The organism is Saccharothrix tamanrassetensis (genome assembly GCF_014203665.1).
Classification (GTDB): domain Bacteria; phylum Actinomycetota; class Actinomycetes; order Mycobacteriales; family Pseudonocardiaceae; genus Actinosynnema; species Actinosynnema tamanrassetense.
In genome coordinates this window covers 265,698-288,503 of the sequence record NZ_JACHJN010000006.1, presented here as the reverse complement: position 1 = coordinate 288,503, position 22,806 = coordinate 265,698, and the positions used below count along the sequence as shown (strand labels likewise).

Here is a 22,806-nt window from a genome sequence, read left to right as displayed (position 1 = left end):
TTGGATAACTTAGGGTGCCCTAAACCGAGGAGGAGCTCATGCGGGTGGTCATGTTCGGCTACCAGACGTGGGGCCATCGCACGCTCCAAGCGCTGCTGGCCTCCGAGCACGAGGTGGTGCTGGTCGTCACCCACCCCAAGAGCGACCACGCCTACGAGCGGATCTGGAGCGACTCGGTCGCCGACCTGGCCGCCGAGCACGGCGTGGAAGTGGTGATCCGCAACCGCCCGGACGACGACGAGCTGTTCCAGAAGCTCAAGGAAGCCGAGCCGGACGTCATCGTGGCCACCAACTGGCGCACGTGGATCCCGCCGCACATCTTCACCCTGCCCAAGCACGGCACGCTGAACGTGCACGACTCGCTGCTGCCCGCCTACGCGGGTTTCTCGCCGCTGATCTGGGCCCTGATCAACGACGAGAAGGAGGTCGGCGTCACCGCGCACATGATGGACGAGACGCTGGACGCGGGCGACATCGTGCTGCAACGCGCCGTCCCCGTCGGTCCCCGCGACACGACCGCCGACCTGTTCCACAAGACCCTGGAGCTGTTCGGCCCGATCACCGTCGACGGCCTGGCCGAGATCGCCAAGGGCCGCACCGACTTCACCAAGCAGGACCGCTCCAAGGCCAGCTTCTTCCACAAGCGCGCCGAGGAGGACCTGCGGATCGACTGGACGTGGGAAGCCGACGAACTGGACCGCCTGATCCGCGCCCAGTGCGCGCCGTACCCGAGCGCCTTCGCGTTCCACAAGGGCAAGCGCCTGGAGATCGTGGAGGCCGAGGTCTCCCAGGCCCGCTACGGCGGCACCCCGGGCCGCATCTTCTACCGCGAGGGCGACGGCGTGGCGATCGTGGCCGGCGCCGAGGCCCGCCGAGGCCGCAACCACGCCCTGCTGGTGAAGCGGGTCCGCACCGAGGACGGCCGTGAACTCGGTGCCACGGAGTACTTCACGCACATGGGCGGCTACCTCACCAGCCGCCCCTGACCCGCGACGGGGCGCCGGCCACGACGCCCGGCGCCCCCGGTTACCGCGCCGGGACGATGATCGCTGATCATTGGACCCATGAGCCGGAAGCGGTCGACCACATGGGCAAGCGTGGCGGTGTTGATCCTGCTGCTGGCCATCGGCTACTACCTGACCCGCTACCAGGAATCGACCACTCCGACCCAGCCCCCGTCGGTGCCGGGAGCGACCCCGGGCCAGAACCCCGCCGGCCAACTGGCCGCCCTCAAGATCGCGCCGGAAGGCAAGATGGCCGGCTACAGCCGCGACCGCTTCCCGCACTGGAGCAGCCAGGGCAACTCCTGCGACACCCGTGAGATCGTGCTGCAACGCCAGGGGGCCGAGGTGCGCAGCGACCCGGGCTGCAAAGCCACTTCCGGCACGTGGACCAGCGCGTACGACGGTGTGACCATCACCGACGCGGGAAAGCTCGACATCGACCACACCGTGGCCCTGGCCGAGGCCTGGCGGTCCGGCGCCGACAAGTGGACCGACGAACAGCGCAAGACGTTCGCCAACGACCTCAACGGCATCCAACTGATCGCGGTCTCGGCCACCAGCAACCGCGCGAAGGGCGACCAGGACCCGGCGAAGTGGAAGCCCCCGCTGGAGACCTACTGGTGCACCTACGCCACCAACTGGATCTCCGTGAAGGCCACCTACAACCTCACCGTCGACCAACCCGAACACGACGCCTTAGCCCTCATGCTCACCCGCTGCTGAACGTAGCCACCTTGTCGCGGCGCCCCTCGCCGCTTCGACACCCGTACGCGCCGGCACAGACCCACGACGCCCTTCCCCCGGAGGCCTGCCCAGCGGCGAGCGCCCGCTCTTCACGCTCTTCCCCCACGCAGCCCCGTACCCCGCCCTACCGCCGAACCCGACCGCCGCCCCGCAACCCGCCCTACGGCCGCAACGACTGCAACTGATCCATCAGATCCGCGTGGACCTCAGTCCGCCGCACCCAAGCCGCCGACCCGGACCCCGCGGAAGGCGGCTCCCCCAACGGATCCACCGCCGTCCCCACCGCGTACTCCAACCGATAGGCGATCAACCCGGTCGCCGCCCGGACCCAGGGGTTCGGATCGGGACTGGTGATCTCCCCCATCCCCACCCGGAACCACACCGGCAGCCGGCTGTCCGCCGCCAACGCCCGCTCCAGCCGCCGCACCGCGACGTCCCAGATCTCCTCGCGCGCCTTCTCCCCGGCCAGGATCGCCTCCTGCCGCCAGGAGTCCCCCGCCGCCGCCTCGTCCGCGGCCAACCGGGCGGCAGCCTCCTGCGCCCCGCTCTCCCGCGCCCCGATCTGCCAGTCCAGCTGGTGCACCTCGTGCTCCAACGCGTCCCGCTCGAACCGCGGCATCCGCCCGGAGGCCAGCCGCGCCCGCCCGGCATCCCGCCGTTCCTGCAACGCGTCGTACTCCGCGACCTCCTGCCGCAGCTCGATCCGCACCGAGTCGGCCAGCACCTCCTGCTCGGCGTCCCACGCCGCCCGCAGGGCCGCCACCACGTCGGCGATCTCCTCGTCCACCGCGTCGAAGTCCTCGTCCGGCCCGGACCCGGCACCGGAGAGCCGCCGTTCGAGCACGTGCAGCCGCGCGCTGACCCGGCCCAGCTCGGCCGTCAGCAGCTGGGTCTGGGTGACGAGTTCGGCGACCGTCGGCTCGACCGAGTCGAGCCGCTCCTTCTCCGTGGGCACGCGACCCAGCCAACCCCACGAACCGGCCCCGGCCAGTGGCACGCCGGAAAGACCACGCGGACGGGCCGCAACAAACCCCCGGCCAGGTCAACGTCCCATCACTGACAGTGACCTGGGGTAAACGCGCACCAAACGGTGTATGCCTGGGGCATGTCGACATCGGTGCACGAGACGGAACGCAAGTACGAGGCGCCTCCCGGCGTCGGGCTGCCGGAGCTGGCGGACCTCCCCGGTGTCGCGGCGGCGGCCGGTCCGGAGGAGCAGCGGCTGGAGGCGGTCTACTACGACACCGCCGACCTGAGGCTGGCCCGCGCCGGCCTGACGCTGCGCCGGCGCACGGGCGGGGACGACGCCGGGTGGCACCTGAAGCTCCCGGTGGACGACGACACCCGCGAGGAGGTCCGGCTGCCGGCGGGCCGCGCCGCCAAGCACCCGCCCAAGGAACTCGGGTCGCTGGTCCAGGTGCACGCCCGCGGCGACGCGCTGTCCCCGGTGGCCCGCATCCAGACCACCCGCCAGCGCTGGCAGCTGGTCGACGAGCGGGGCAAGCTGCTCGCCGAGGTCGTGGAGGACCTGGTGTCCGCGCAGGACGTGGCGGACGAGTCCACCGTCGACACGTGGCGCGAGATCGAGGTCGAGCTCGGTGAACGCGGCGACATCGCGCTCCTGGACCTCGTGGAGGAACGGCTGGCCCGGGCCGGCATCGTCCGCTCCACCTCCTCCGCGAAGCTCACCAGGCTGCTGGCGGGCCGCATCGCCCCCGCACCTCCCGCAGGCGACACCGGCGACACCGCGGGCGACGTGGTCCTCGCCTACCTCCGCGAGCAGGCGGACGCCCTCAAGCAGTACGACCCGAAGGTCCGCCGCCAGGAACACGACGCCGTGCACCAGATGCGCGTGGCGACACGACGGATGCGCAGTGCGCTCCAGGCGTTCGGCAAGATCGTGGAACGCGACCGCACCCGCGCGCTGACCGACGAGCTGAAGTGGGTCGCCGGTGTGCTGGGCGACGCGCGGGACGCCGAGGTGATCCGGGCCGGGTTCGAGGAGAACATCGCCAAGCTGGACCCGGAACTGGTGCTCGGCACCGTCTCCGCCGAGCTGACCCGGCACTTCGCCCCGCTGGAGGCCGCTGCGCACGAGTCGGCGACCGCCGCCATGGACAGCCGCCGGTACTTCGACCTGTTGAACGCCGTGGACGCGCTGATCGCCGACCCGCCGCTGACCCCGCTCGCCCACGGCAAGGCCAAGAAGGTGCTGCCGAAGCTGGTGGACAAGACCTACCGCCGCCTCGCGAAGTCGGCGGAGAACGCGCACGACGACGAGTCGCTGCACGAGTCCCGCAAGGCCGCCAAGCGGCTGCGGTACGCGGTGGAGGCGGTGGAACCGTTGTACGGCAAGAGCGCCACGAAGTACCGCAAGCGCCTGAAGGACCTCCAGACGTTGCTGGGCGACCACCAGGACAGCGTGGTGGCCCGTCCGGTGCTGCGCGAGCTCGGCGGCCAGGCGCACCGGGACGGCGGCAACGGGTTCACCTTCGGCCTGCTGTACGGCATGGAGCTGGGCAAGGCCGCGCGGGTGGAGGAGCACTTCCCCGCGGTGTGGCGTGACCTCGGCAAGCCGAAGTTCTACTGATTGGTCTGGACCTTGACACCTCCTGGCCAGGCTGTAACGGTGAATCCGCCGCCGCCCGGGTGATCCACGCCGACCCCAGGAGGATGTCCGTGCCTCGACACGAACACGTGGGAAGAACCAGCCGCGCCGGCCGGCGCGGCCTGGGACGGGCGCTCGCCGCGACGCTGTTCGTCGGCGCGCTGGGCGCGGCCGTCCCCGCGCACGCGAGTCCGGAGACGCCCTCGCCGCAGACCTCGTTGCAGCAGATCGTGCCCGCGCCGGTGAAGGTGACGCCGAAGCCGGGCGTGACCTACGCGCTCTCCGCCGACACGCGGATCTACACCCACCCCGGCTCGCGGGACGCCAAGCGGGTCGGCGAGTACCTGGCCGACGTGCTGCGCCCGTCCACCGGGTACCGGCTGCCGGTCACGCCCGGCGCTTCCTGGCGCGGCATCTCGCTGCTGCTGGTCGGCGCGGACCACCGGGTCGGCAAGGAGGGCTACCAGCTCGACGTGACCCGGCGCGGTGTCGTCATCCGCGCGAAGACCGCGGCCGGGCTGTTCGCGGGCGTGCAGACGTTCCGCCAGCTGCTGCCCGCCAAGGTGGAGGCGAAGACCAGGCAGCGGGGCCCGTGGACCGCGCCCGGCGGCAGCGTGCTGGACTACCCGCGCTACGGGCACCGGGGCGCGATGCTCGACGTGGCACGGCACTTCTTCTCCGTCGACGAGGTCAAGCGCTACATCGACCAGATCGCGCAGTACAAGGTGAACCGGCTGCACCTGCACCTGGCCGACGACCAGGGCTGGCGGCTGGAGATCAAGAGCTGGCCCCGGCTGGCCACCTACGGCGGCAGCACCGAGGTCGGCGGCGGCCCCGGCGGGTACTACACCCAGGCGCAGTACAAGGACCTGGTCGCCTACGCGGCGTCCCGGCACATCACGGTGATCCCGGAGATCGACATCCCCGGCCACACCAACGCCGCGCTCGCCTCGTACGCGGAGCTGAACTGCGACGGCGTCGCCCCGCCGCTGTACACCGGCATCAACGTCGGCTTCAGCTCGCTGTGCATCGACAAGGACATCACCTACAAGTTCGTGGACGACGTGCTGCGCGAGGTCGCGGCGCTGACGCCGGGCGAGTACGTCCACATCGGCGGCGACGAGGCGCTGGCGACCACGGACCCGGACTTCATCAAGTTCATGGACAGGGTCCTGCCCATGGTGGCGAAGTACGGCAAGACCGCGTCCGGGTGGCACGAGTTCGTCAAGGCCACGCCGGCCGCGTCGGCGGTGCCGCAGTTCTGGGGCACGAAGACGGTCGCGCCGGACATGGTCGCCGCCGCCGCGCGCGGCAACAAGATCGTGCTGTCGCCCGCCAGCAAGGCGTACCTGGACATGAAGTACGACGCAAAGACGCCGCTGGGCCTGAGCTGGGCGGGCTTCACCGACGTGGAGGACGCGTACGACTGGAACCCCGGCGCGTACGTCCAGGACCTGCCCGAGTCGGCGGTGCGCGGCGTCGAGGCTCCACTGTGGACGGAGACGCTGACGAACTCCGCGGACCTGGAGTTCATGGCGTTCCCGAGGCTGCCGGCGATCGCCGAACTGGGCTGGTCGCCGTGGAACACCCACGACTGGGAGAAGTTCAAGCACCGCCTGGCGGCGCAGGCTCCCCGCTGGCAGGCGCAGGGCGTGAACTTCTACCCGTCACCGCAGGTGCCCTGGAAGAAGTGACGCAGACCGGAGTGACACACGCAGGAGTGGCACGAACAGGGTGAGGCAGGTGGGGAGGCGGCCGGCGCGCCGCCTCCCCTCGCCGGGTGGTCGGGTCAGAAGAAGCCCTGCGCGTCGGCGGAGTAGCTGACGAGCAGGTTCTTGGTCTGCTGGTAGTGGTCGAGCATCACGCGGTGGTTCTCCCGCCCGATACCGGACTGCTTGTAGCCGCCGAACGCCGCGTGCGCCGGGTACGAGTGGTAGTTGTTCACCCACACCCGCCCGGCCTGGATCTCCCGGCCCGCGCGGTAGGCGGTGCCGCCGTCCCGCGACCAGACGCCCGCGCCCAGCCCGTACGGCGTGTCGTTGGCGGTCTTCACGGCGTCGTCGAAGTCGTCGAACCGGGCCACCGACACGACCGGCCCGAAGATCTCCTCCTGGAACACCCGCATCTTGTTGTCGCCCTCGAAGATGGTCGGCGTCACGTAGTACCCGCCGGACAGCTCGCCGCCGAGTTCGGCGCGCTCCCCGCCGCACACCAGCCGGGCACCTTCCCGCTTGCCGATGTCGATGTACGCCAGGACCTTCTCCAGCTGTCCGGTACTCGCCTGCGCGCCGATCATGGTCTCGGTGTCCAGCGGGTTGCCCTGGCGCACGGCCTTGGTGCGCTCCGTGGCGTCGGCCAGGAACTGGTCGTAGATCGAGCTCTGGATCAGCGCCCGCGACGGGCACGTGCAGACCTCGCCCTGGTTGAGGGCGAACATGGTGAAGCCCTCCAGCGCCTTGTCGTAGAAGGCGTCCCGCCGCGCGGCCACGTCGGCGAAGAAGATGTTGGGGCTCTTGCCGCCCAGCTCCAGCGTCACCGGGACCAGGTTCTCGCTCGCGTACCGCATGATCAGCCGCCCGGTGGCGGTCTCCCCGGTGAACGCGACCTTCGCGACCCGACGCGACGAGGCCAGCGGCCGGCCCGCCTCCACGCCGAACCCGTTGACGATGTTCACCACGCCCGGCGGCAGCAGGTCCCCGATCACCGACATCAGCACGTGGATCGACGCGGGGGTCTGCTCGGCGGGCTTGAGCACCGCGGTGTTGCCCGCCGCCAGCGCGGGCGCGAGCTTCCAGGCGGCCATCAGCAGCGGGAAGTTCCACGGGATGATCTGGCCGACCACGCCCAGCGGCTCCGGGAAGTGGTAGGCCACCAGGTCCTCGCCGATCTGCGAGATGCCGCCCTCCTGCGCCCGGATCACGCCCGCGAAGTAGCGGAAGTGGTCCACCGCCAGCGGCAGGTCGGCGGCCAGCGCCTCGCGGACCGGCTTGCCGTTCTCCCAGGTCTCCGCGACGGCCAGGGCTTCGAGGTTGTCCTCGATGCGGTCGGCGATCTCGTTGAGCACGTTGGCGCGTTCGGCGGCCGACGTGCGGCCCCACGCCCGTGCCGCGCCGTGTGCCGCGTCCAGCGCCCGGTCCACGTCCTCCGCGGTGCCGCGGGCGATCTCGGTGAACACCTCGCCGGTGACCGGCGTCGGGTTGGCGAAGTAGTCGCCCCTGGCCGGCGGAACGTATTCGCCACCGATGAAGTGGTCGTACCGCTCGCGGTAGGACACCACGCTGCCTGCCCGGCCGGGTGCCGCGTACTTGGCCATCTTCTCCGCCTCCCGCGTCGTCGCGTTGATCGCCGGACGAAGGTAGGGGGCACGACGTTGCAATCACGTTGCACCCGATCGGAGCAACGATTGGCTTGCCGCCACCGTGAACGGCACGTCATCCTGAGCCCCAGGAGGTCCGCCATGCACCCAGACCCGTGCCGGCTCGCCCGTCTGCACGACGCGACGCTGAGCGGGACCGCGGTGCACGGGGCCAGGTCGGTGATCGTGGAGTCGTGGCGGCGTTCGCTCGCCGCCCGGGTCGACCCGGACCGGCACGAGCCGCCCGTGGTGCTCGCCCCCGACGAGGTGGCCGAGCTGCGCGGCGCCCACCCGCTGGCCGCCATGCTGCCGATCCTGCGGGAGACCCTGGTCAGCATCGCCGACGAGGCCGAACACGTCATGATCATCACCGACGCGGACGGCCACGTCATGTGGTGCGAGGGCGCGGCGTCGGTGCGCGGCCTGGCCGAACGCGTGCGGCTGACCGAGGGCGCCCGGTGGAGCGAGGACGCCATCGGCACGAACGCCATGGGCACGGCGCTGGCGCTGGGTCGCCCGGTCACCGTGCACTCGGCGGAGCACCTGGTGCGCACCTACCACGGGTGGACCTGCGCGGCGTCCCCGATGCGCGACCCGGACACCGGCCGGACGCTCGGCGTCGTGGACGTCAGCGGGCCGCTGACCAGCGTGCACCCGGCGATGGGAGCCCTGGTGTCGACCGCCGCGCGGCTGGTGGAGAGCCAGTTGCAGGTGCGCCTGGCGATCCGCGACGAACGGCTGCGCTCGGCCAACATCCGGCACCTGATCGACCTGCGCGGTGAACCCGGCGCCCTGCTCAGCCCCAGCGGGCGCGTGCTGGCGTCCGCGACCGGGGACGTGGTGGACGCGCGGGTGGACGTGTCGGGCGGGTGCGTGCTGCTCGCCGACGGCCGTGAGGCGCTGGTGGAGCCGCTGGACGAGGGGTACCTGCTCCGCGTGCCGCGCCGGTCGGTGCGAAGACCCGTGCTGTCGCTGCGGTTCCTCGGCGAGCCGAGCGGTGCGCTGGACGGACGGCCGCTGGTGCTGTCGTTGCGGCACGCCGAACTGCTGACAGCGCTGGCGCTGCACCCGCGAGGGCTCAACGCCGAACAGGTGGCGCTGCACCTCTACGGCGAACGCGGCAACCCCACGACCGTGCGCGCCGAACTGCACCGACTGCGCGCCCAACTCGGCGGCGTGCTGCTGACCAGGCCCTACCGGCTCTCGGCCGACGTCCGCGGCGACTTCCTGGAGGTGCGCGAGGCGCTGAAGTCGGGCGACGTGCGCTCGGCCGCGTCGGCCTACCGGGGTGAACTGCTGCCGCGCTCCGACGCGCCCGTGGTGCGGGAAGAACGCGAAGACCTCGCGGCGGCCGTCCGGCGCGGGGTGCTCGACCTCGGCGACGTGGGCGCGCTGTGGGCGTTCGCCGGCACCGGTGAGGACGCCGAAGTGCTCGAACGCCTGGTCCGCCTGCTGCCCCGCACCGACCCGCGACGGGCCCTGGCGACCGCCCGACTGCGCAGGGTGCTCGCCTAGGCTGGTGGCATGGGGTTCTTCGCGCCGGGGGACGTGGCGCTGCGCCGGGAAGTGCTGCACGGCAAGCCGTGGGCGGTCACGCCGACGCGGGTGATCACGGACGAGCCCGGGCTGTTGGTGGTGTTCACCGTTCCCGGCACGGTGTTCGGCTTCCCGCAGCACCACTTCCCGCACAGCTGGCAGACCACCGGCAACACGCACTGGCGCGGTCACGGCAAGTTGCAGATGCACCGGCCGGGTGACGCCTACTCGGTGGACCTGTACTGGCAGGGTCCGCAGCGGCGGTTCGCGGGTTGGTACCTGAACCTCCAGGACCCGTTCCGGCGCACGTCGCTCGGGTTCGACACGCTGGACCACGAGTTGGACTACTGGGTGCCCGCCGAAGGCGGCTGGGTGGAGAAGGACCGCGAGGACTTCGAGCGGCAGGTGGCCGAGGGCAAGTACACCGCCGGGCAGGGCGAGTCGATCCGGCGCACGGGCAAGGAGATCCAGGCCGCGCTCGACGCCGGTGAGACGTGGTGGGATCCGGCGTGGGCCGACTTCGTGCCCGACCCCGACTGGCCGGTGCCGACCCTGCCGGATGGGTGGGAGGACTACCCGCTGCCGTGAAGGTCCGCCCGCTGACCCCCGAGGCGCTGGTCGCCGAACTGGTCGACCGCATCGACGCGCTGCCGCGCACGACCTGGGCACGCGTGCTCCTCGACGGCGCGCCGCCCACCCGTCCCGGCAGCCTGGCGGACGCCCTGGTCGAACCGCTGCGGGCGCTGGGCCGGCCGGTCCGGCGGGTGTCGGCCGGCGACTTCCTGCGGCCGGCGTCGGTGCGGCTGGAGTTCGGCCGCACCGATCCGGACTCGTTCCGGGACAGCTGGCTGGACGTCGCCGGGCTGGTGCGGGAGGTCCTGGAGCCGCTCGACCCCGGCGGGTCCGGCCGGGTGCTGCCGTCGCTGTGGAACGTCGCCACCGACCGGGCCAGCCGCGCCGACTACGTGACGCTGGCCGAAGGCGGGGTGCTGCTCCTGGACGGCACGCTGCTGCTGGACAAGTGGCTGCCCGCCGAACTCACCGTGCACCTGCACCTGTCCGACGCCGCGCTGGCCCGCCAGACCGACCCCGACCGGCAGTGGACCCTGCCGGCCTACGACGGCTACCGGCCCCAGGCCGACGTGACGGTGCGCTACGACCACCCCGCACGGCCCGCACTTGTGGGTACAGTCGGGTGAAACGGGGGAGGTGGACATGACCAGGCTTCGGCTGCTGCTCGCGCTGTACCTGCCGGCCCTGTTCACGCTCGCCCTGCTGCACTCCCCCGCCGAGGTGCTGGCCGCCGTGACGGCCGTGGCCCTCGTGGTGCTGCTGCTGACCGCCGCACCGGTGGTGGAAGCGCCCGCCTGGGTGCGCTCCCTCTCCCTGCGCGAGAAAGCCCTGAAGACGGCTTTCCTGCGCCTGCGCGACCCCGACGCCGCAGGGCGTCCCCGTCCACGAGCACCGGGACTCGGCCTGAGCGCCTGACGTCCCCCATCCTCGTACCAGACGGAGTACCCCCGTGTTCCACGCCTTGGGCTCGGCCCTGGCGGGCGCAGCCACGCCCGCCCTCGCGATCGTCCTGTTCACCGCGGCCGTCAGGCTGCTCATGCACCCGCTCAGCCGCGCCGCCGTGCGCGGTGAGAAGGCCCGTGCCGCGCTGGCCCCCGACCTGCGGGCCCTCCAGCAGAAGTTCGGCAAGGACCAGCGCAAGATCCAGGAGAAGACCCTGGAGCTGTACAGGCAGAACGGCACCTCGCTGTTCGCCGGGTGCCTGCCCGCGCTCGTCCAGGTGCCGTTCTTCATGGTCATGTACCGCCTGGTCACCACACCTAACCCGCTGCTCGACGGCACCCTGTTCGGCACCCCGCTGGGCACGCACTGGTTCGGCGTGTTCGACCACGGCGCGGTGTTCCTGGCGCTGTTCGCGGCCCTGACGGCGGTGGCGTTCGCGACCTCGCGCTGGCAGGCGTGGGTCGCCACGCGGTCCGACGCCCCGCAGCCACCGTTCGCGAAGGTCCTCCGGCTGCTGCCGTTCGGAACGGTGGCGATCGCCGCGGTCCTGCCGCTGGCGGCGGGCGTCTACCTGCTGACCACGACTACGTGGACGCTGATCGAGCGAGCTTTCCTGTATCGCGCAGTTCGGCTCCCGCCTCGTGCAGGAACTTCAGCACGTACCCGTACGAGGTGAACAGGCCGCACTCGGCGTAGGAGATGGACCGCTCCCGGCAGAAGTCGCGGACCATCGACTGCGCCCGGCGCAGGTGGGGGCGCGGCATGTTCGGGAACAGGTGGTGCTCGATCTGGTAGTTCAGGCCGCCGAGCAGGAAGTCGGTGAACCAGCCGCCGGTCACGTTGCGGGACGTCAGGACCTGCTTGCGCAGGAAGTCCAGCTGGTGGCCGGCGGTGAGCACCGGCATGCCCTTGTGGTTGGGCGCGAACGCGCAGCCCATGTAGACGCCGAACAGGCCCTGGTGGACGGCGATGAACACGACGGCCTTGAGCGGCGACATGACCGTGAACACCAGGCCGAGGTAGCCGATCACGTGCACCGCCATCAGCACCAGCTCCAGCTGCCACCCGCGCACCTCCCGGCGCACGGCGGCGGCGGCGCTGATGACGTGCAGGCTGAAGCCCTCCAGCAGCAGCAACGGGAAGAACAGCCAGGCCTGGTGCTTGACCACGAACCGGAAGAAGCCCTGCTTGCGCTGGGCCTGCTCGGCGCTGAACGCGAGCACCGCGATGTCGACGTCCGGGTCCTCGTCCTCGTGGTTGGGGTTGGCGTGGTGGCGGTTGTGCTTGCCCATCCACCAGCCGAAACCGACGCCGACGACCAGGTTGCCGAGCAGCAGGCCGATCGCGCCGTTGACCTTGTTGGTGGCGAACATCTGCCGGTGGCCCGCGTCGTGGCCGAGGAAGGCGATCTGGGTGAACACGACGGCGAGCACGGCCGCCAGGCCCAGCTGCCACCACGAGTCACCGACCAGCACCATCGCGGTGATGGTCGCCCCCAGTGCGGCGATGGCGCCGACCAGGCACAAGACGTAGAAGCCGATCCGGCGGTCGAGCAGACCCGCCTGCTTGACCGACCTGGACAACTCCGCGAAGTCACTGCCGCGCCGGGGCGACGCATCGAGGTTCACGGCCGCAGCGTAAGGGGCGCGGGCTGAGGCTCTCAGGTCAGCCTGAGTTGCAACTGGGCGAACACCCGGAGCAACGGGTCGTCCAGGTCGAACCCGCCGACCTCCGCGGCCCGCCGCACCCGGTACCGGAGCGTGTTCGGGTGGACGTGCAGCCGGCCCGCCGCGGCCCGCACGTCGCCGAAGGCGTCCAGGTAGGCCAGCAGGGACCGGGCGAGGTCCGCGTCGAGCTTCTCCAGCCTCGGGTCGCGGATGCGCGGGTGCTCCGCCAACAGCGCCAGGGTCTCGCTCATGAGCACCTGCGAGCGGACGTCGGCGAGCGTGGCGACGTCCGCGTCCAGGTCGCGGGCCATCGCGTCGAGCACGCGGTCGGCCTCGTTGCGGGAGACCATCACCTCGTCCACGGTGGCCACCGTGGAGCCGATCGCGCCCTGCACGCGCAGCCCCATGTGCTTGCGCGCGGCGGCGACGATCTCCTTCGTCAGGGCCAGCAGCGGCGCCGTCAGCGGCAGGTCGGGCAGCAGCACGTAGGTGCGTCCACCGGACTGGCTGACCAGCGCGCTGCGCCGGTACGCCGCCGCGTGCACGGAGATCAGCCCGGTCATCTCGGTGCGGCGCAGCTCGTGCTGGGTGCGGTCGGCGTTCTCCTGCCCCCGCAGGGCGAACACCACCACGGCGGCGGGCTTGTCCGGGTCCGCGCCGATCTGCCCGGCGACGGACGCGGCGTCCATCCGGCCGTCGAGCAGGGACGCCAGCAGGTTCTCCCGGAACGCGGCGGTGGGCTCGCGCTGCTGGACCAGGTGCAGCGCGGTCACCCGGGCGGCGCCGAGCAGCGCCCGCTCGGACTGCTCGGTGAGCGGTGTGGTGCCCTCCTGGACCCAGATCGTGCCCAACGGCTGGCTGCCCGCGTGGATGCCGACCGCGATGCGGCGGCGGATGCCCAGCTCCGGCCGCTCGTCGATCCGCACGACCTCCTCGCCGGACCGGAGCCGCTGGTAGACGCCCCACTCGCGGAGCATCTTCAGGTACGGCTCGGGTCCTTGCCGGCCGAGGATGGACAGCCGGCGCAGTTCGTCCACCTCGTCGGAGGACCGCGAGTAGGCCAGCACCCGGCTGGCGGTGTCCTCGATGCTCACGATCCCGCCGGTCAGCGCAGCGATCGTCTGGGCCAGCGCGAACAGGTCGCCGAGCACCTCGCCCGCGCCCGCGTCGGCGGTCAGCCGGGCACTGCTCACCACGCCCCGGACCAGCGACTCCAGGTGCTCCCACCGCACCTGCGGCCGTACCGCCAGCAGCGCCACGCCCGCGTCCGCCGCCGCCTGCCGGAGCACGGGCGCGGGCGCGTCGAACTTCACCGCGACCGCCGCCGCGCCGCCCTGCCCGGCCGCCTTGACCAGCGGCAGGGCCGCGCGTCCGCGCGCACCGACGACCAGCGCCAGGTCACCGGGCCGCACGTCCGGCACGTCGTCCGGGTCCAGGATCACCACATCGTGCACATCGACTTCGAGTCCGTGCGGGGCGACCTGGATCTCCACCAGGGGGTCGCCGAGAGCGATCAGCACCTGCCGCAGGCTCACGCCGTCCCTCCTTCGGGCGGCAGCCGACCGGCCGCACCTTTGTCCGCCCGTACAACGACGGGGCCGCAAGCCTAGACGGCAGGACAACGGTGTGCACGCTCGGTAGTCCTACCGTGAGGGGACACAACCGTCTGGCGAAGGAGCTGCTTGTGGATGCCGTGACCAGGGCCCCCGCGCCGGTGAACGAGCCGGTCCTCAGCTACGCCCCCGGCACCCCGGAGCGCGCGCAGCTGCAGGCGAAGCTGGCCGAGCTGGCCAAGGAGCCCGCCGAACTGACCCTGACCATCGGCGGCGAGCAGCGGGTCGGCGGTGGCGAGCGCTTCGACGTCGTCCAGCCGCACAACCACCGCGCCGTCCTGGGCACCCTGCACGGCGCCACCCGGCAGGACGCCGCGGACGCCGTCGAGGCCGCCCGGCAGGCCGCTCCGGCGTGGCGCGCGCTGTCCTTCGACGACCGCGCCGCGATCCTGCTCAAGGCCGCCGACCTGCTGGCCGGCCCGTGGCGGCAGACGCTCAACGCGGCCACCATGCTCGGCCAGTCCAAGACCGCGATCCAGGCCGAGATCGACGCCGCGTGCGAGCTGATCGACTTCTGGCGGTTCAACGTGGCGTTCGGCCGGCAGCTGACCGCCGAGCAGCCGCAGTCCTCCCCCGGCGTGTGGAACCGCACCGACCACCGCCCGCTGGAGGGCTTCGTCTACGCGATCACGCCGTTCAACTTCACCGCGATCGCGGGCAACCTGCCCACCGCCCCGGCGCTGATGGGCAACGTGGTGCTGTGGAAGCCGTCGCCCACGCAGAGCTTCGCCGCGCACCTCACCATGCGGCTGCTGGAAGAGGCCGGCATGCCGCCGGGCGTGATCAACCTGCTGCCCGGTGACGGCCTGGCCGTGTCCGAGGTGGCGTTGCGGCACCCCGACCTGGCGGGCATCCACTTCACCGGGTCCACCCGGACCTTCCAGCACCTGTGGGGCGAGGTCGGCGCGAACATCTCCGGCTACCGCTCGTACCCCCGGATCGTCGGCGAGACCGGCGGCAAGGACTTCGTCCTGGCGCACCCGTCGGCGGACGTCGACGTGCTGCGCACCGCCCTGGTCCGGGGCGCGTTCGAGTACCAGGGCCAGAAGTGCTCGGCCGCGTCCCGCGCGTACATCCCGCGCTCGGTGTGGAACCGGGTGAAGGACGACTTCATCGCCGACGTCGAGTCGCTGACCATGGGTGACGTCACCGACTTCTCGAACTTCCTGGGCGCGGTCATCGACCGGCGCTCGTTCGACAAGCTGTCCGGCGTGCTGGAGGCCGCCAGGTCGGACTCCCGGCTGGAGATCGCGGCCGGCGGCACGGCCGACGACTCCGAGGGCTTCTTCGTGCGCCCGACCGTGCTGCTGGGCAGCGACCCCGAGCACGAGGTGTTCACCACCGAGTACTTCGGCCCGGTGCTCGCGGTGCACGTCTTCGACGACGCCGACTACGACACCGTGCTCAAGCAGATGGAGAGCGCCGCCCCGTACGCGCTGACCGGCGCGATCATCGCCCAGGACCGCGCCGCCATCGCGCACGCCCAGGAAGAGCTCCGGTTCGCCGCGGGCAACTTCTACGTCAACGACAAGCCCACCGGCGCGGTCGTCGGCCAGCAGCCGTTCGGCGGCGGGCGCGCCTCCGGCACCAACGACAAGGCCGGCTCGGTGCACAACCTGCTGCGTTGGGTGAGCCCCCGGTCCATCAAGGAGACGTTCGTGGCTCCGACCTCCTACCGCTACCCGCACCAGGGGTGACCATGCTCCGCTCCACACTGCTCGCCGCCTCGCGGTCCGGGGCCATCCGCGGGCTCGTCGAACGCACACCGCTGACCCGACCGGTCGTCAAGCGCTTCGTCTCCGGTGACGACGTCGACGCGGCGATCGCCACCACCGGCGAGGTGCTGGCCGACGGCCGCCTCGTCACGCTCGACCACCTCGGCGAGGACACCCAGGACGCGTCGCAGGCCAACGCCACCGTAGACGCGTACCTGGAACTGCTGCGCCGGCTGGAGATCGCGGGCTACGCCGACCGGGCCGAGGTGTCCGTGAAGCTGTCCGCGGTGGGCCAGTTCCTGCCCGTGGACGGCGAGAAGATCGCCCTGGAGAACGCGCGGCGGATCTGCGCGGCGGCGGGCGTCGTCGGCACCACGGTCACCCTGGACATGGAGGACCACACCACCACCGACTCGACGCTGGGCATCCTGCGCGAGTTGCGGGTGGACTTCCCGTGGGTGGGCGCGGTGCTCCAGGCGTACCTGAAGCGCACCGAGCAGGACTGCCGGGACCTGGCGCACGCCGGGTCGCGGGTCCGGCTGTGCAAGGGCGCCTACCAGGAGCCCGCTTCGGTCGCGTTCCAGGACAAGGCGGACGTCGACCTGTCGTACGTGCGCTGCCTGAAGGTCCTGATGGCGGGTGAGGGCTACCCGATGGTGGCGTCGCACGACCCCCGGCTGATCGCGATCGCGACGGACCTGGCGTCCGGCCGCTCGAAGGACAGCTACGAGTTCCAGATGCTGTACGGGATCCGTCCCGAGGAGCAGCGCCGGATCGCCGCCGCGGGCAACCGGATGCGCGTCTACCTCCCGTACGGCGACGAGTGGTACGGCTACTTCATGCGGCGGCTGGCCGAGCGCCCGGCGAACGTGGCCTTCTTCCTGCGGTCGCTGATCACCAGGAACTAGGCCAGTCGCGGGCGACCAACGCCTGGGCCCGGGCGCGCGCCGCCTGCGGGTCGGGGTGCGCCCGGACCACTTCGTCCACCGCCTCCACAGCGCGGGCGAAGTGGTCCGGCGCCGCCTTGGCCGCCCGCAGCACCATGACCGCCTCGTGCGCCAGCAGCAACGCCTGGTCCAGGCCGAGCTGGATCCCGGCGCACACCCTGGCGTAGAGGGAGAGCGTGTCGGCGTAGCCGGGCTCGTCCGCCAGTTCGTCCGGCGTCCGGGTCAGGTGCCACACCAGCACGGCCAGCCGCGCGCGGGTCAGCGTCTCCGGGTGGTCCACCGCGCGCATCAGCACGGCGGTCCGGTGCACGGCCGTCGCGTACGCCATCGGCGCGCCCCGGTGGTGCCCCAACAGGTCCCGCCAGATCCCGGCGACCTGCTCGGCCAACCGCAGCGCCCGTTCCTCCTGCTCCGCGGCGACCAGCGCGGTGGCGAGGAGTTGCAGCGCGGACGCCAGCTTTCCGCCGTGTGACAGCAGGACCCGGTGCGGCAGCCGCCGTTCGACGGACAGCACTTCGTCCACGATCCGCCACGCCCCGTACTCGTGGCCCGCGCGCAGCAGCAACCGCGCCAGCCTCGCCTGTGCGACGGCGAACTCCACGTGGTGACCGACCGGGAACCGGGTCGCCAAGGGGCGCAGCAGTTCCACGGCCTCCTCCGCCACCGCCAGCCGGGCCGGCAGGTACTCGCCGTCCTGGGAGGCGGGCCCGTCCACCTGCTCCCCCAGCGCGGCGGCCAGCTCGCCGACCGCCTGCGGGTCGCCGTCCCGCGCCACCCGCCGCCACACCAGCACCGACTCCTCGGACGCCGCCAGCGCCTCGGACGGGCGTTCCAGGCGGCACAGCACCGTGCTCAGGTTCCCCAGTGCGGCAGCCAGTTCCGGCTCGAAGTCACGCGGGTTCGCCGCGGCCAGCCGGCGCAGCACGTCGATCGACTCGCGCACGACCACCGAGGCCTCCTCGCGCTGCCCGAACGCGGACAGCAGCGACGCGATCGACGCCAGCGTGCGCGCGAACTCGGCTTCGTAACGCGGATCCGCGTCCGCCACGGCCCTCCACCGCACGACGGCCGACTCGGCGGCGTGCGCGGCCTCGTCCCGGCGTTCCACGTCGAACAGCCGCACCGCGAGGTGGTGCGCGACCTTGGCGTGGTCCAGCCGGAACAGCGCCGGGTTGTGCTCGGACAGCTCGTGGTAGAGCCGGAACGCCCGGTCGGTCGCGGTCAGCGCCTCCTCCCGGCGGCCCAGCGCGGCGTAGCGCAGGCCCAGCTGGTCCAGCGCGGCGGCGAGTTGCGGCTTGCAGTCGTCGTCGTCCTCCGCGATCATCCGGCACAGCAGCACGGCTTCCTCGGACGCCGCCAGCGACTCCTCGTCGCGCTTCACCGCGATCAGCCGCAGACCCAGGTCCGCCAGGGCGTCCGCGAGCGCCGGACGGTACTCGGCCGGGTCCTGGTCGACCAGCTCCCGGTAGAGCGCGACCTCGTTGCGGGCGGCTTCCAGGGCCTCCTCGCGCAGTGCCGCGAGCGCGGCGCGTGCGGCCAGCATCCCGTGCAGCTCGGCCAGTTCGGACTTCCCGCCCGTGCAGTCGTGCAGGAGGGTCCGGGTGAGCACCGCGGGCAGGGCGTCGCAGTGGAAGCGGGGATCGTTGAACACGTGCCGGGCGATCGCCCTGGCCGGTGCGGGTCTCCCGGCGAGGACGGTGAGGCTCGACGCGGTGGCGACCCCCGCCAGCTCCGGGTGCGCGGTGAACAGGTCTTCCGCGCGGCGCAGGGCGTGCGGCCACCGCTCGGCCGCCCTGAGCAGGGTGTCCAGGGCGTCCCGGGTGCGTTCGGGCTCGATCCGGTCGTCCAGCAGGGTCACCGCCAGCACGTCCTCGGCGAGCCGCCCCCTGGTCGGCGGGGCCTGGTCGACATCGGCCAGCCAGCGCACCAGCTCAACCGGGTCGTCGGAGGGCGAGCCGTGCACCGCGGCGAGCGCGGCCAGGTGCAGGTCGTGGACCGTGTCGGCGGGCGGCGGCGGTGTGGTCGGCCGCGGCAGCCCGAGGGCGTCGGCGAAGTGGGCGCAGGCGGAGGCGAACGACATGCCGTGCTCGGCGGGCCGTGCGGCCGGCTCCAGCTCGGCGGCGCTGTAGTCGAGGTCCGCCGCCCGCTGCCGCACCGCCGACCACCACCAGCCCGTGCGCCGGGCCACCAGCAGCACCCTGGCGCGATCCGCCGTCGACTCGCGGAGCAGGTCGAGCAGCTCGTGCCACGGCAGCAGGTCGGCGTCGTCCACCACCCGGACCGCGTCGTCGGCGAAGTGGTGCGCGAGCCGGGTCTTGCCGATCCCCGACGGGCCGTGCAGCAGCAGCACGGACGACCTGTCGCCCCGGTCGCGCCACCGGGCCAGCGCCGCCAGCTCCCGGACCCGGCCGTGGAAGGGCACGACCGCGTGCCGTGGGTCCAACAGCTCGCCGGGCGACAGAATCCGATGCACGCGCACATCCTGCCGTTGGCCCCGTGCCACGAATGGGTGTCCCTGCCAGGCCCGGATCGTCGTACCCCCAGGGCACAATGCGAACCATGCTCGTCGCCGTGGTCCCGGACGCGGAGAACGCCGGTCGCCTCCGGCGGCTCTCCGACACCGGCGTGCCCGAGGGACCGGTGGTCGAGACGGCCGACCTGGCGGCGGCGGTGGCCGGGCTGGAGGCTTCCCGACCGCGCTGGCTGTGGCCTTCGACGGCCGAGGTCTACCCCGCGCTGCTGGCTCGCGGGGTGCGCGTGGAGCGCTGCCTGGACCTGTTCCACGTCGAGTCGCTGCTGCTGGCCCACCAGGGCAGGCACCGCGAGCCGCGGGGCCTGGGCGCGGCGGTGGCGAGGCTGCGCGGGCTACCCGTGCCGGTGGACCACGGCCCGCGCAAGCGCGACACCCAGCCGACCCTGTTCGAGCCGGAGCGCGAACCCCTCCCCGGCGACGCGGACCCGTTGGAGGCGGTCGTCGCCGTGCACGCCGAACAGCAGCGCACGGTCGCCGGCCTCGGGCACGCCGACCGGCTGCGGTTGCTGTTCGCCGCCGAGTCGGCCAGCGCCCTGGCCGCCGCCGAGATGACGCACCACGGGCTGCCGTGGCGCGAGGACGTGCACGAGGGCCTGCTGCTGGAGATGCTGGGCCCGAAACCGGTGAACGGGGCGAGACCGGCCAAGCTGGCGGACCTGGTGGACCGGATCACGGCGGCGTTCGGCGGGCGTCCGGTCAACCCGGACAACCCGTCGGGCATCGTGCGCGCGTTCGGCCGGGAGGGCATCGACGTCCCGTCGGCGCGGGCGTGGGTGCTGAGGGACGTCGACCACCCGGCCGTGGCGCCGCTGCTGGAGTACAAGGAACTGGCCCGGCTGTGGGTGGCGCACGGCTGGACGTGGCTGGACCAGTGGGTGTCCGGCGGCCGGTTCAGACCGGACTACGTGGTGGGCGGCGTGGTGTCCGGGCGTTGGGCGACCCGCGGCGGGGCCGCGTTGCAGATCCCGCGCACCCTCAGACGTGCCGTGCGGGCCGATCCGGGCTGGCGGCTGGTGGCGGCGGACGCGGCGCAGTTGGAGCCGCGCGTGCTGGCGGCGCTGTCCGGCGACCACCGGCTGGCCGAGGTGGCGGGCGACGACGACCTGTACACGACCCTGGCGGCGGACGCGTTCGACGGCGACCGGGGCCGGGCGAAGATCGCCATGCTGTCCGCGATGTACGGCGGCACCAGCGGCGAGGCCGGGCCCCTGCTGGCCGTGCTGAGACGCCGCTTCCCCGAGGCGGCCGGCTACGTGGAGGCCGCCGCGGCCGCGGGTGAGCAGGGGCGGATGGTGCGCTCCAGACTGGGCCGGACCAGCCCGCCCCCGTCGGACGCGTGGCGCGAGCTGACCGGCAACGCGGACGAGGGCGAGGACGCCGCCCGCCAGTCCCGGCGGGCCGCCCGCGACTGGGGCCGCTTCACCCGCAACTTCGTCGTCCAGGCGAGCGCGGCCGACTGGACCGCCGCCCTGCTGGGCGCTTTGCGCCGCCGGCTGCACCAGTCGGCGCCGGGTGCGCACCTGGTGTTCTTCCAACACGACGAGGTCCTGGTCCACTGCCCGGCCGAGCTGGCGGACGCGGTGTGCGACGAGGTGACCGCCGCGGGCGCGGAAGCCTCCCGACTCGTCTTCCCCGACACCCCGGTCCGCTTCCCCCTCAAAGCCGTACCGGTGGACAGCTACGCCGACGCGAAGTAGCCCTTCCCCATGCCCCGAGCCGAGCCCACCATGCGCGGTTAGGGTGGTTTCCGTGCAGGTGGTTGCCATCCGGACCACGCCCGTCACCGATCTCGCGGGCAACGCAGCGGTGCGCGAAGCCCGCGCCACCGAAGACGCGGGCGACTACGACACGTGCGGCGGCGGTGTGTGGCGTCCGCGCGATGAGGCCGAAGTGCGGCTCGACCCCGGCATAGCCGTGGCAACCCGGGTCCGACCGTGAACACCTACGTCGAACGCCCCGCCGCCGGGCTGGACTGCGTCTGGCAGCGATCGTCGTCCACGCCCACCGTCGGCCGGGTGGTGCCGGACGGCTGCACGGACCTCATCTGGTCGTCCACCGGCACGCTCTTCGTCGCCGGTCCGGACACCGTCGGGCACGTGACCACGGTGGGTCCGGGCGAGATTTTCGGCGTGCGCTTCGGCCCCGGTGTGGGCCCGTCCGTGCTGGGCGTCCCGGCGCACGCGCTGCGCGACCTGCGCGTGCCGCTGGCCGAGCTCTGGGGCCGTTCCGCCGCCTTGGAAGACGCCCTGGCCGGCGCGGACGACCCGTGCGAGGTGCTCGCGTCCGTCGCACAGGACCGGCTGCGCGCCGCCCCACCCGACCCGGTGGCGACCGTCATCGCCCGGTCCGTGCACATGTCCTCCGTCACGGCACTCGCCGAAGACCTGGGCCTGAGCACCCGCCAACTGCACCGCCGCAGCCTGGACGCGTTCGGCTACGGCCCCAAGGTTTTGCACCGCGTCCTCCGCTTCGACCGCGCGATGAAGCTGGCGTGGACCGGCGCGCCGTTCGCGGACATCGCCCACCGCACCGGCTACGCCGACCAGGCCCACCTGTCCCGCGAGGTGAAGGACCTGGCCGGCGTCCCGCTGGGTCAGCTGATCCGGCCGTAGGCGCGCAACGCCCGCAACGCCTCGATGGTGACGATGGGCCGCCACTCGTAGGTCGTCACCGGAGTCCACGCGGGCCACGGGAACGTCCACCCACCGTCCTCCTGCTGCCCCTTCTCCAACCGGTCCAGGTCGATCGCGATCTCGTCGTCGCTGAACCACCGCCGTGCGAAGCTGTCCGGCGTCGACGCGTAGTGGTAGGGCTTGTGCGTCTCACCCGCCGCATACCCGACCGGTGCCCGCCCCTCGCCGAGATCCACCAGCCCCCGTTCCCGCACCAGCACCCCGAGCCGCTCGGCCGCCTGCTCCGCCCGCGCCCGGTCCGGCACCGCATCGAGGAACTCGACACTCGCCGCCACCTCGTACGGGTGCGACTCGGTCATCGAGTCGATGCGCTGCCAGCAGAACTCCGTGGCCTTCGCCAGCCAATCGTGCTCGACCCCGTACTTGTGCAGCACGCTCGCCGCCAACCCCGTCATCAACAGGTCGCTGCCCTCTGAGACCGGCCACCACGGCGCACGAGGGTGGTCCCGCGCCGTCTCCAGGCAGTTCGGCAACCCACCGTCCGCGTTCGCCACCGAGCCGAAGAAGTCCGCCGCCCCCGCCACGAACCGGTCGTCCCCGACCTCGTGGCACACGTTCAACGCCGTGTAAGTGTGCAACGGCTGGCTGGACGGCCCCCGCCCGTCGGGCTCCAACGCGTGCCCGAACCCACCGTCGTCGTTCCGGTAGGCGGCGACCGCCGTGACGACGGGCTCCCCCGGCCCACCGTCGAACAGACGCGCGAACCTCCGCTGCTCCAGCACACGCGCGTTGTGCCACAGGAAAGACCTGGCTGCTTCGATCATGACCCCACGGTAGGCCGCCGCCCCTTACCGGTCTTGAACGAATCGGACATCCCCCACCAGGAGCAACCCCACCGAACTCCCGGACGGGCCGGAAGCGCTGTGTCATCATTGA

The 22,806-nt window shown here is 72.3% G+C and carries 20 protein-coding genes; 14 read left to right on the top strand and 6 right to left on the bottom strand.

Annotated features, from left to right (window positions below):
• The first annotated feature begins 38 nt into the window (after positions 1-38).
• Together FHS29_RS20870 and FHS29_RS20865 are read left to right on the top strand one after the other, a co-directional pair.
• Positions 39-986, top strand: a complete 948-nt coding sequence (locus tag FHS29_RS20870; RefSeq protein ID WP_184692882.1) for a methionyl-tRNA formyltransferase — start codon at positions 39-41, stop codon at positions 984-986.
• A gap of 78 nt (positions 987-1,064) precedes the next feature.
• Positions 1,065-1,727: an HNH endonuclease family protein gene (locus FHS29_RS20865; RefSeq protein WP_184692880.1), complete on the top strand. Its 663-nt coding sequence runs from the start codon at positions 1,065-1,067 to the stop codon at positions 1,725-1,727.
• Between the two features lie 181 nt (positions 1,728-1,908).
• On the opposite strand, the gene FHS29_RS20860 is transcribed toward FHS29_RS20865, so the two are convergent.
• Positions 1,909-2,703, bottom strand: a complete 795-nt coding sequence (locus FHS29_RS20860; RefSeq protein WP_184692878.1) for a hypothetical protein — start codon at positions 2,701-2,703, stop codon at positions 1,909-1,911.
• 150 nt (positions 2,704-2,853) lie between these two features.
• Between FHS29_RS20860 and FHS29_RS20855 the strand changes: the two genes are divergently transcribed.
• Together FHS29_RS20855 and FHS29_RS20850 are read left to right on the top strand one after the other, a co-directional pair.
• Complete coding sequence (locus FHS29_RS20855; protein WP_184692876.1) at positions 2,854-4,338, top strand: CYTH and CHAD domain-containing protein; 1,485 nt, start codon at positions 2,854-2,856, stop codon at positions 4,336-4,338.
• A gap of 107 nt (positions 4,339-4,445) precedes the next feature.
• Positions 4,446-6,050, top strand: coding sequence for a beta-N-acetylhexosaminidase (locus FHS29_RS20850; RefSeq protein WP_312865024.1), 1,605 nt, complete (start codon positions 4,446-4,448; stop codon positions 6,048-6,050).
• Between the two features lie 95 nt (positions 6,051-6,145).
• Here the strand turns inward: FHS29_RS20850 and exaC are convergent, their stop codons facing one another.
• Complete coding sequence (gene exaC, locus FHS29_RS20845) at positions 6,146-7,669, bottom strand: acetaldehyde dehydrogenase ExaC (RefSeq protein ID WP_184693334.1); 1,524 nt, start codon at positions 7,667-7,669, stop codon at positions 6,146-6,148.
• Between the two features lie 144 nt (positions 7,670-7,813).
• Between exaC and FHS29_RS20840 the strand changes: the two genes are divergently transcribed.
• From FHS29_RS20840 to FHS29_RS20820, 5 genes are read left to right on the top strand one after another with little or no spacing between them, the layout of a single operon-like run.
• Positions 7,814-9,226: a GAF domain-containing protein gene (locus FHS29_RS20840; protein ID WP_184692872.1), complete on the top strand. Its 1,413-nt coding sequence runs from the start codon at positions 7,814-7,816 to the stop codon at positions 9,224-9,226.
• A 9-nt stretch (positions 9,227-9,235) separates the two neighbouring features.
• Positions 9,236-9,835: a ribonuclease FAU-1 family protein gene (locus FHS29_RS20835; RefSeq protein ID WP_184692870.1), complete on the top strand. Its 600-nt coding sequence runs from the start codon at positions 9,236-9,238 to the stop codon at positions 9,833-9,835.
• A complete protein-coding gene (locus FHS29_RS20830; protein WP_184692868.1) occupies positions 9,832-10,446 on the top strand; it encodes a nucleoside/nucleotide kinase family protein in 615 nt (204 codons plus the stop codon). The genes FHS29_RS20835 and FHS29_RS20830 overlap by 4 nt, the downstream gene beginning before the upstream one ends.
• Before the next feature lie 16 nt (positions 10,447-10,462).
• On the top strand, positions 10,463-10,735 hold the full coding sequence (locus tag FHS29_RS20825; protein ID WP_184692866.1) for a DUF6412 domain-containing protein: 273 nt from the start codon (positions 10,463-10,465) through the stop codon (positions 10,733-10,735).
• 34 nt (positions 10,736-10,769) lie between these two features.
• Positions 10,770-11,438, top strand: coding sequence for a YidC/Oxa1 family membrane protein insertase (locus tag FHS29_RS20820; RefSeq protein WP_184692864.1), 669 nt, complete (start codon positions 10,770-10,772; stop codon positions 11,436-11,438).
• Here the strand turns inward: FHS29_RS20820 and FHS29_RS20815 are convergent.
• A complete protein-coding gene (locus FHS29_RS20815; RefSeq protein ID WP_312865023.1) occupies positions 11,347-12,390 on the bottom strand; it encodes a fatty acid desaturase family protein in 1,044 nt (347 codons plus the stop codon). The two genes, FHS29_RS20820 and FHS29_RS20815, sit on opposite strands and share 92 nt — an antisense overlap.
• Before the next feature lie 32 nt (positions 12,391-12,422).
• Entirely contained in the window at positions 12,423-13,964 is a 1,542-nt protein-coding gene (locus tag FHS29_RS20810) for a PucR family transcriptional regulator (RefSeq protein WP_184692862.1), read from the bottom strand.
• 149 nt (positions 13,965-14,113) lie between these two features.
• Here FHS29_RS20810 and pruA point away from each other — a divergent pair, with 149 nt between their 5' ends.
• Both pruA and FHS29_RS20800 read left to right on the top strand, forming a co-directional pair.
• Positions 14,114-15,739, top strand: a complete 1,626-nt coding sequence (pruA, locus tag FHS29_RS20805) for an L-glutamate gamma-semialdehyde dehydrogenase (protein ID WP_184692860.1) — start codon at positions 14,114-14,116, stop codon at positions 15,737-15,739.
• A gap of 2 nt (positions 15,740-15,741) precedes the next feature.
• On the top strand, positions 15,742-16,665 hold the full coding sequence (locus FHS29_RS20800) for a proline dehydrogenase family protein (protein WP_184692858.1): 924 nt from the start codon (positions 15,742-15,744) through the stop codon (positions 16,663-16,665).
• On the opposite strand, the gene FHS29_RS38205 is transcribed toward FHS29_RS20800, so the two are convergent.
• Positions 16,652-19,177, bottom strand: coding sequence for a tetratricopeptide repeat protein (locus FHS29_RS38205; protein ID WP_184692856.1), 2,526 nt, complete (start codon positions 19,175-19,177; stop codon positions 16,652-16,654). The genes FHS29_RS20800 and FHS29_RS38205 overlap by 14 nt on opposite strands.
• An 86-nt stretch (positions 19,178-19,263) precedes the next feature.
• Here FHS29_RS38205 and FHS29_RS20790 point away from each other — a divergent pair, with 86 nt between their 5' ends.
• The 3 genes from FHS29_RS20790 to FHS29_RS20780 are packed head-to-tail and all read left to right on the top strand — an operon-like array spanning position 19,264 to position 21,849.
• On the top strand, positions 19,264-20,934 hold the full coding sequence (locus FHS29_RS20790) for a bifunctional 3'-5' exonuclease/DNA polymerase (RefSeq protein ID WP_184692854.1): 1,671 nt from the start codon (positions 19,264-19,266) through the stop codon (positions 20,932-20,934).
• Between the two features lie 52 nt (positions 20,935-20,986).
• Entirely contained in the window at positions 20,987-21,175 is a 189-nt protein-coding gene (locus tag FHS29_RS20785) for a hypothetical protein (RefSeq protein ID WP_184692852.1), read from the top strand.
• Entirely contained in the window at positions 21,172-21,849 is a 678-nt protein-coding gene (locus tag FHS29_RS20780; protein WP_184692850.1) for an AraC family transcriptional regulator, read from the top strand. The genes FHS29_RS20785 and FHS29_RS20780 overlap by 4 nt, the downstream gene beginning before the upstream one ends.
• Here the strand turns inward: FHS29_RS20780 and FHS29_RS20775 are convergent.
• Entirely contained in the window at positions 21,831-22,694 is an 864-nt protein-coding gene (locus FHS29_RS20775; protein ID WP_184692848.1) for a prenyltransferase/squalene oxidase repeat-containing protein, read from the bottom strand. The genes FHS29_RS20780 and FHS29_RS20775 overlap by 19 nt on opposite strands.
• Positions 22,695-22,806 lie beyond the last annotated feature (112 nt).

What these genes read in the sequence shown, in the direction of transcription:
- exaC (WP_184693334.1), bottom strand. Translation starts at nt 7,669, where the DNA reads ATGGCCAAGTACGCGGCACCCGGCCGGGCAGGCAGCGTGGTGTCCTAC.
- FHS29_RS20835 (WP_184692870.1), top strand. Translation starts at nt 9,236, where the DNA reads ATGGGGTTCTTCGCGCCGGGGGACGTGGCGCTGCGCCGGGAAGTGCTG.
- FHS29_RS20840 (WP_184692872.1), top strand. Translation starts at nt 7,814, where the DNA reads ATGCACCCAGACCCGTGCCGGCTCGCCCGTCTGCACGACGCGACGCTG.
- FHS29_RS20800 (WP_184692858.1), top strand. Translation starts at nt 15,742, where the DNA reads ATGCTCCGCTCCACACTGCTCGCCGCCTCGCGGTCCGGGGCCATCCGC.
- FHS29_RS20775 (WP_184692848.1), bottom strand. Translation starts at nt 22,694, where the DNA reads ATGATCGAAGCAGCCAGGTCTTTCCTGTGGCACAACGCGCGTGTGCTG.
- FHS29_RS20790 (WP_184692854.1), top strand. Translation starts at nt 19,264, where the DNA reads ATGCTCGTCGCCGTGGTCCCGGACGCGGAGAACGCCGGTCGCCTCCGG.
- FHS29_RS20865 (WP_184692880.1), top strand. Translation starts at nt 1,065, where the DNA reads ATGAGCCGGAAGCGGTCGACCACATGGGCAAGCGTGGCGGTGTTGATC.
- FHS29_RS20855 (WP_184692876.1), top strand. Translation starts at nt 2,854, where the DNA reads ATGTCGACATCGGTGCACGAGACGGAACGCAAGTACGAGGCGCCTCCC.
- FHS29_RS20825 (WP_184692866.1), top strand. Translation starts at nt 10,463, where the DNA reads ATGACCAGGCTTCGGCTGCTGCTCGCGCTGTACCTGCCGGCCCTGTTC.
- FHS29_RS20870 (WP_184692882.1), top strand. Translation starts at nt 39, where the DNA reads ATGCGGGTGGTCATGTTCGGCTACCAGACGTGGGGCCATCGCACGCTC.